This is a genomic window from Nevskia soli (genome assembly GCF_903970205.1).
In the GTDB taxonomy this organism is placed as follows: Bacteria; Acidobacteriota; Terriglobia; order Bryobacterales; family Bryobacteraceae; genus Bog-113.
Map to the genome: position 1 here is coordinate 1 of NZ_CAJCHS010000394.1, position 3,107 is coordinate 3,107.

Below are 3,107 nucleotides of genomic sequence, written 5' to 3' on the forward strand. Positions count from 1 at the left end.
CCGGATGCAGGCGCGACTTCCAGCTTCCGTTGCCGTCCATGTGGGCATAACCGACGCTGTGCAGGAACCCTGAGATTTTGCGCCGATGCGCCGGCATCCGTGCAATCTGTGCATCGATCGCCTCGCGCATCTTTTCCAGCACGCGCGGCACGGCGCCGAGAATGGCGGGACGGTATTTGGGTAGCAGCGTTTTCAGGTCGTGCGGATCGCCGTACGCAATGGCCACGCCGCGATAGAAATAACCATACGACAGCACGCGTTCCAGCACATGCGAAAGCGGCAGCACGGAGAGAGCAAGCTGCTGGTTGCTGCGCTCCGGCAAGCGCTTCAGCGAATTGGCGGCATCGAAGATGATGTTCCGGTGGCTGAGCATCACGCCTTTCGGTGTGCCGGTGGTCCCCGACGTGTAGACGAGGGTGGCGATCGTTTCGGGATCTTCAGCCATCACCTGTTCGCGAAGGGTGGCGCGCTCGGACTCCGTCGCTGCCGCAAGAGAAGCCAGGATCGACGGCAGGGTTTCGAACGCAATCACCTGCTGCAGTTCGGGAAGATTGTGCTTCACTTCCGCAATGCGGTCGGCTTGCGCCGGTCCGCAAAACAGAATTTTGACCCCGGCGTGGCCAATGACCTGTTCCATCTGATGGGCGGAGAGCGTGGGGTACACCGGCACGACAATCATCCGCGCCAGATGGCAGGCGAAATCAACCAGGTGCCACTCCGGCCGGTTTTCCGAGCAGATGCCGACGCGGTCTCCCGGCGAAAGACCAATGGCGCGGAACCAGAGCGCGAGTTTGAGGACAGCGGTCTCAAAGTCAGCGCTCGAATAGGCGACCTTGCGATCCCCCGACTCCCACTGGAGCAGCGGATTATGGTTGAATCGCTCGACGCTCCAGAAGAACAGACCGCCGAGAGTCGTTACCTGGCCGTTATCCATGGGCGTGTTCCTGGGCTTCGTCTTGGGCTGGGAACGCGCGGGCGCGAATGGCCGCGATCTGGCCGCCGAAGGTGGAGCTGAAAAACATGCCCTCCGGCGCGCCGGTCAATTGCACCGGGGCGTTCCGGACCAGGTTCAGATGGATGCGCGGATCGGGCGAATCGAGCGTCGCGACACAAGGCAGCCATCCCTTACGCGCGCACAACAATCCGATGCCGAGTTCCACGGCCGCCGTTGCCGCGCCAAGATAACCGGTCTGGCCTTTCAGCGCGGAAACGGGCGTGCCGTTGAGGAGCCCCGACAGAGCTTGCGATTCGCGCAAGTCATCGAGCTCCGTGCCTAGTCCCCGCGCCACGACGAAGGTCAACGATTCGGGGTCGCCCGCTTCCCGGGCCACGTCTCGCAAATCAGATTCAGTCCCGGTAAACAACTCTTCATCCGCAGTCTGCGAAACCAGGCCGACGTGATCGATCTCGCCGAGCACGGTTACACCGCGCCGATCCGCATCGGCGCGGCGTTCGAGTATCAGGCAGGCGGCGCCTTCACCAAGCACGATTCCTTTGCGCGTCGCATCGAACGGTGCATACGAAGCATCGAAACCGCCGCCGCTCAGCAGACCGACATTGCCGAATGCGGCGACCATCGCCGGAACCAGCAGGCTTTCATAGCCGCAGACGATCGCGGCATCGCAGCGATCTTCCAGCAGGTCGTAGCAGGCGCTGTGGATCGCAACCGCGGGCGCCACTTCACCCTGCACGTAGTTGTTGCTGGGGCCTCTCGCGTTGAACTCCGTCGAGAGCGCGCCCACGCCCGCATTGGCCAGCGTTCGCAGCGAGAAATAGCGGTCAATTAATTTTGTGGGGAGAGGTCCCAAATATTTGAAATCCTGTTCGCGGCCGCGATCCCACGCCAGCGTCAGCGCTTTGAAAAACTCGTCGTATTCGAGTCCGGTCTGGCCGGAACCGACATAGGCGCCCAAGCGCTCGGGGGCAATCCCGCTATCGGCAAGACGGCTGGCGGCGAAAGCATCCTGCGCCGCGAGCAGGGCCATGCGCACCGGCTGACTCATCAGCTTTAGATTCTTCGGGTAACGGAGAGTCTTGCCGATCTCGAACGCGGGCGCCTTCGCGGCGGCAACTCCGGTCTGCGGATCGACCCCCGGCGCCCGATCGCCACGGAGCACACGTTCCACGGTTTCGATCGCATTCAAGCCAAGGGGGGTTACCAGTCCGATTCCTGTTACAGCTACGTTCCAGCGGCGGGCCGCCATCGAACTCCAGATCAAAAATTTGACAAAAAATCGCGCTTGATTGCGCCTGAAAAACGGAAACTCAGGTTACCATAATTTTCTAAGTAATCGGCTCTGCTTGTTTTTGCGAAGGCTGATTCTAATGAGGAATCGCGCAAAACGGAACCGCCCCCCGCCGCCAAGCTCTCACGAGTCATTTGCGGTTTGGCGGCTGGGGGTCGCGCCCTTTGCGCTTATGCCACCTGCGAATGTTATCCTCACGCTTATCGCACGTGTGGAGTGAAGGGGATCATTGAGAACACTCGTCATAGGACTCGATTGCGCAGCACCTGAAATCCTTCTGAAACAGGAGAACCTGAAGAACATCCGGTGGCTCATGGAGCGCGGTTGTTATGGGCGGCTCGAAAGCGTGATTCCGCCCATCACCGTGCCCGCGTGGATGTGCATGTCGACGAGCCAGGACCCGGGGGCTCTCGGCGTTTACGGCTTTCGCAACCGGACGGATCATTCCTACAAAGGCCTCGGCGTGGTCAACTCGACTTCATTCACCGCGCCCGCGATCTGGGATATTCTTGGCGCGCGCGGCAAACAATCGATCATCGTCGGCGTGCCGCCCAGCTACCCCCCGCGCAAGATCGAAGGCATCAATATCGGCTGCTTCCTGACACCGGATTCCAAGGTGAACGAGTACACGTGGCCGCACGATATCAAACAGGAAATCGAAAGCATTGTCGAAGACTATCCGGTGGACGTGCGCGGGTTCCGGACGGATCAGAAAGATTGGCTGCTGCAGCAGATCTACGACATGTCCCGCAAGCACTTCGAGGTGATCAAGCACCTGCTCGAAACCAAGCCGTGGGACTATTTCCAGTTCGTCGAGATCGGCGTCGACCGCATGCACCACGGGTTCTGGCGCTATCACGA

Annotated in this window: 3 protein-coding genes; 1 reads left to right on the forward strand and 2 read right to left on the reverse strand. The window is 60.6% G+C overall.

Translation table 11 applies throughout. The features are described 5' to 3' along the window. Positions 1-934, reverse strand: a 934-nt coding sequence (locus tag H1Y01_RS17130; protein ID WP_180541724.1) for an AMP-binding protein, incomplete at its 3' end; no start/stop codon positions are given. Then, entirely contained in the window at positions 927-2,204 is a 1,278-nt protein-coding gene (locus H1Y01_RS17135) for a beta-ketoacyl synthase N-terminal-like domain-containing protein (protein WP_180541725.1), read from the reverse strand. The genes H1Y01_RS17130 and H1Y01_RS17135, both read right to left, overlap by 8 nt. A 271-nt stretch (positions 2,205-2,475) precedes the next feature. Between H1Y01_RS17135 and H1Y01_RS17140 the strand changes: the two genes are divergently transcribed. Next, a partial coding sequence (locus tag H1Y01_RS17140; RefSeq protein ID WP_180541726.1) for an alkaline phosphatase family protein occupies positions 2,476-3,107 on the forward strand: 632 nt, incomplete at its 3' end.

Coding starts and splice junctions, on each gene's coding strand:
- H1Y01_RS17135 (WP_180541725.1), bottom strand. CDS start 2,204: ATGGCGGCCCGCCGCTGGAACGTAGCTGTAACAGGAATCGGACTGGTA.